The 4,424-nt window shown below is 62.9% G+C and carries 8 protein-coding genes; 3 read left to right on the forward strand and 5 right to left on the reverse strand.

Annotated features, from left to right (window positions below; all coding sequences use genetic code 11):
• Positions 1-61: 61 nt before the first annotated feature.
• The 5 genes from Q8R73_RS25960 to Q8R73_RS25980 all read right to left on the reverse strand — a co-directional run bounded on the left by Q8R73_RS25960 (position 62) and on the right by Q8R73_RS25980 (position 2,627).
• Complete coding sequence (locus Q8R73_RS25960) at positions 62-547, reverse strand: ATP F0F1 synthase subunit B (RefSeq protein ID WP_305722398.1); 486 nt, start codon at positions 545-547, stop codon at positions 62-64.
• Between the two features lie 5 nt (positions 548-552).
• On the reverse strand, positions 553-1,086 hold the full coding sequence (locus Q8R73_RS25965; RefSeq protein ID WP_305722399.1) for a F0F1 ATP synthase subunit B': 534 nt from the start codon (positions 1,084-1,086) through the stop codon (positions 553-555).
• Between the two features lie 65 nt (positions 1,087-1,151).
• Complete coding sequence (locus tag Q8R73_RS25970) at positions 1,152-1,379, reverse strand: F0F1 ATP synthase subunit C (protein WP_305722400.1); 228 nt, start codon at positions 1,377-1,379, stop codon at positions 1,152-1,154.
• 54 nt (positions 1,380-1,433) lie between these two features.
• Positions 1,434-2,180 carry a F0F1 ATP synthase subunit A gene (locus tag Q8R73_RS25975; RefSeq protein WP_305722401.1) on the reverse strand — a complete coding sequence of 249 codons (747 nt, stop codon included), beginning with the start codon at positions 2,178-2,180 and terminating at the stop codon, positions 1,434-1,436.
• Between the two features lie 75 nt (positions 2,181-2,255).
• Positions 2,256-2,627, reverse strand: coding sequence for an AtpZ/AtpI family protein (locus Q8R73_RS25980; protein ID WP_305722405.1), 372 nt, complete (start codon positions 2,625-2,627; stop codon positions 2,256-2,258).
• 281 nt (positions 2,628-2,908) lie between these two features.
• On the opposite strand from Q8R73_RS25980, the gene Q8R73_RS25985 reads away from it, so the two are divergent.
• The 3 genes from Q8R73_RS25985 to Q8R73_RS25995 all read left to right on the forward strand — a co-directional run.
• On the forward strand, positions 2,909-3,532 hold the full coding sequence (locus Q8R73_RS25985; RefSeq protein WP_305722402.1) for a 2-hydroxychromene-2-carboxylate isomerase: 624 nt from the start codon (positions 2,909-2,911) through the stop codon (positions 3,530-3,532).
• Positions 3,533-3,580: 48 nt separating this feature from the next.
• Complete coding sequence (locus Q8R73_RS25990) at positions 3,581-4,135, forward strand: hypothetical protein (RefSeq protein WP_305722403.1); 555 nt, start codon at positions 3,581-3,583, stop codon at positions 4,133-4,135.
• 6 nt (positions 4,136-4,141) lie between these two features.
• On the forward strand, positions 4,142-4,424 hold a 283-nt coding region (locus tag Q8R73_RS25995), incomplete at its 3' end, for a YjbQ family protein (RefSeq protein ID WP_305722404.1).

Raw genomic sequence — 4,424 nt, forward strand, 5'->3', positions numbered from 1 at the left:
AACACGCAAGAAAAGCCGGCGCGATCATCTCGCACCGGCTGGTGTCGACGATTGAAAATTGTCAGTTCAGCTTGGCCTTGACCTCGGCGATGCCCCTGGCCAGCAGGTCGTCCGCGACCGGGCCCCGCGCCGTCTGCGACAGGATGGTGGAAGCGGCCGTCACCGCGGCATCGGCCGCAGCCGCGCGAACGTCGGCGAGCGCCTGGGCTTCGGCGAGCGCGATCTTGCTCTCGGCGGTCTTGGTGCGCCGGGTTACAAAATCCTCCATCTTCGTCCTGGCTTCGTCGGCAATGCGTTCAGCTTCGGCCTTGGCGGCTGTGATGATTTCCTGCGCCTCGGCTTCCGCCCTGGCGTGGCGGGCCTTGTATTCCGCCAGCAGCTTGGCGGCTTCGTCCTTGAGCCGGCGGGCGTCGTCGAGTTCGGACCTGATCCGCTCGCTGCGGCGATCGAGCGCGGTCAGCACCGTGCGATGAATGCCGAAATAGGCAAACACCGCCATCAGGATCACGAAGGCTACGGCAACCCAGAAATCCGGTTGGGCGAACATTGAAATTATCCCTTCAGCGACGCGTCGACGGCCGAGGACACGGCCTTGCCGTCGGGCACCACGCCGGTCAGCCGCTGCACGATCGCGGTGGCTGCTTCCGCGGCGATGCCGTGGACGTTGCTCATCGCGGTCTCGCGGGTCGACGCGATGGTTTTTTCAGCCTCGGCCAGCTTGACCGAGAGCTTGTCTTCCAGCGCCTTGCGTTCGGCTTCCGATGCCGCATTCAGCTTTTCGCGAGTCTCGGCGCCGATCGCCTGCGCGCGCGAGCGGGCCGCGGCCAGTTCGCTCTCATAGGCCTTCAGGGCGTTGTCCGACTCGTCCTTCAGCTTTTGCGCCGCGGCCAGATCGCCCTCGATTGCAGCCTGACGGTCGTCGATCGTCTTGCCGACGCGCGGCAAGGCGATACGCGAGACGATCAGGTAAAGTGCAACGAACGCGATCAGCAGGGACACCAGCTGCGAAGCATAGGTCTCCGTCTGGAACGGCGGAAACGGGGCCTTCTGGCCGCCATCCGCCGCGGTTTGGGCCGTCGTAGCCACGGGCTTCTCCTCGTTGGACGATCGAGGTCCCGGATCGGGACCTCACCGGCCAGATCGGTGTTGGGTCAGACCGCGAACAGCAGCAACAGTGCGATCAGCAGCGAGAAGATGCCGAGCGCTTCGGTCACGGCGAAACCGAAAATCAGGTTGCCGAACTGGCCCTGAGCGGCCGAGGGGTTACGGATCGCTGCGGCCAGATAGTTGCCGAAGATGTTGGCCACGCCGGCGCCTGCGAGACCCATGCCAATGCAGGCAATACCAGCGCCAATGTACTTCGCGGCAATCGGATCCATGAAACGAACTCCTTCTTTGAGGTCTGCCAGAGCAGCAGATTTGCGTGAGGGGCCTTAGTGACCCGGATGGATAGCATCGTTGAGGTAGATGCAGGTGAGAATGGTGAAGACGTAGGCCTGCAGGAACGCGACCAGCAGTTCGAGTGCGGTCAGCGCGACGGTCAGGCCGAGCGGCAGCACGGCGCCGACCCAGCCGATAAAGCCGATGGCGCCGAGCATGCCGACGAAGCTCGCGAACACCTTCAGCGCGATGTGGCCGGCCAGCATGTTCGCGAACAGCCGCACCGAATGCGAAACCGGCTTCAGGAAGAACGAAATGACCTCGACCACCACCACCAGCGGCAGGATGTAGAGCGGCACGCCCGACGGCACGAACAGCTTGAAGAACTTCAGGCCATTCTTGTAGAAGCCGTAGAACACCACGATGAGGAACACCAGAACCGCCAGCCCGAAAGTGACGATGAGATGGCTTGAAACCGTGAACGTATAGGGGATGACGCCGATCACGTTCGAAATGCAGATGAACATGAACAGCGAGAACACCAGCGGGAAGAACTTCATGCCTTCCGAGCCGGCGGTACTTCTGATCGTGCTGGCGACGAACTCGTAGCTCAGTTCGGCCACCGACTGCATGCGGCCCGGGATCAGCTGCCGGCCGGTGCCGAGCATCAGCAGCGAGATCACCGCCACCGACAGGAACATGTAGGCCGACGAATTGGTGAACGCGATCTCCTGCCCACCGATGTGCCCGATGGTGAAGATCTTCTTGAGCGCGAACTGTTGGATCGGATCGGCGGCCATACGTCTCTCAGTCTATCGGTTTCGCGATCTCTAGGGATCGCGTCGAACGTTCGGTTGCGCCTCACGATGCCCGCGTCAGAGCCGTTCATTCTGCTTCGCCATCACACCCGCCGTCCGCATCACATTGATGACGCCGGCGGTGAAGCCAAGCAGCAAGAATACGATGAGGCCCCAGGGCGAAGTCGACAACAGGCGATCGAAACCCCATCCGAGAGCTGCTCCGCCAAGCACACCCGCGACCAGTTCGGAGGAGAGGCGAAGTCCCACGGCCATCGCGGATGCCCTGGCCTGAGCCTGCTCACTTCCGGACGGGTCAGTCCCGATCTTGCGGCTGTCCCGAATTTCGGACAACCGGTGATCCAGACTTCCGAGCCTTGCGGAAAGCGCGGCTTCGTCGGACGATTTGTCGCGACTTCCATTTCGCTCGCCGTTCGTGCCTTCAGCCATGCTGTGGAGCCCAAACGTACCTGCGGTGGATGGAAATAACGCCCCGTCACCCTCAAAAGCCGCGCGGACCATACTGACCACATCTAACCAAGTCAAGATTGCGTCGTAACCAGTTAGTGCGTTGATTTATATCGATTTATTCAACCGGAGCGGGATCGGTGGCCGCGCTCTCGCCGCACTGCAACAGCTAACCCCGATCTCAGCCGATCTTAACCGACCTTGCACGGCCCCGGCGGGTCTGTTGGGATGGTCCCGGACAGCCATTCCCACCCGGAGACCGTATGCCGCGTCAGGTCGATTACTATTTTTCGTTCCAGTCCCCGTGGGCCTATATCGGGCACCAATTTTTCCGCGAGGTTGCGAGTACCTACGATCTGAAGGTGAATCACAGGCCGGTGGTGCTGGTCGACCTGTTCTCGGAAACCGGCGGCCTGCCGCTGATGAAGCGGCATCCGGTGCGGCAGCGCTACCGGATGGTCGAACTGCAGCGCTGGCGCGACAAGCGCGGCCTGAAATTCCATCTGCAGCCGGCAAACTGGCCGTTCAACGCGCGGCTCGCCGATGGCGTGGTGATTGCGGCGCTGGAGGCCGGTCACGATCCCGATCCCTATTTGCGGCGGGCCTATGCGGCGGTGTGGGAAGATCAGCTCAATCTGACCGATCCGGCCGTGCTGATCAGACTGGCCGACGATTCCGGGCTTCCCGGCAAGCAGCTGGTGGAGCGTTCGGCATCGGACGAGATCAGCGCGGCCTATGAGAAAAACCGGCAGGATGCGCTGGCGGCCGACGTGTTCGGATCGCCCGGCTATGTGCTCGACGGTGAGGTATTCTGGGGGCAGGACCGGATCGAATTGCTCGCCGATGCATTGAAATCCGGCCGGGCGCCCTATAGGTCGCAGGTGTAGGATCAAGGGACCTTTGACGGTCTATCGGTCTTGAGGCGGAGGGAGCCCATGAGCACAGCGACATCGCCCTCGAAGTTCTCCACAGCCATCGCAGCCGGCGCAGTGATTTTCGCTCTCGCCGGTTCCGTTGCCGGAATCGGCGCCGCGGTCGCGCAACCGTTGCCGGACAACGAAAAGGGCCGTTATTCGATGTCGACGGTCGGCGATGGCGTGGTCCGGCTGGATACCAGGACCGGCGCGGTTTCGACCTGCAGCAATGGCGGGTCGGGCTGGGCCTGCTACGCCGTGCCCGACGAACGCGCGGCGCTCGATGCGGAAATCGGCCGGCTGCAGGCCGACAATGAAAGACTGAAGGCCGAGCTGGCGGCGCGCGAATCCGCCGTCACCGGCAAGATCGACGAAGCATTGCCGCAGGAAAGCCTGCCCAAGACCGATTCGCTGAAAAAGTCCGACCCGAAGGTGGCCGAGGGCGAGCGCAAGATCGAGATTCCATTGCCGAGCGACCAGGACATGGACCGCGTGATGTCGTTTCTGGAGCGGGCGTGGAAGCGGCTGATCGAGATGGCCAACCGGGTGCAGAAGGACGTATCCGGCCGGATTTGAGGCCCAATGCCCCCACACAAATCGATCTCCCGCTCCGCGCCGTCGACGGTCACCGCCGCCACCATCGTGTCCTCGCTGCTGACGGTGCAGACGCGCGGCGCCGGCTTCACCGACCTTACCGCCGAGATCGCAAAATTTGTCCGCGACGCCGGCGCGCAGGAGGGCGCGGTGACGCTGTTCATCCGCCATACCTCGGCATCGCTGACGATCCAGGAAAACGCAGATCCGTCGGTGCTCGACGATCTGATGACGGCGCTCGGCCGGCTGGCGCCAGAGGATGCCGGGTGGA

The organism is Bradyrhizobium sp. (assembly GCF_030697065.1).
In the GTDB taxonomy this organism is placed as follows: domain Bacteria; phylum Pseudomonadota; class Alphaproteobacteria; order Rhizobiales; family Xanthobacteraceae; genus Bradyrhizobium.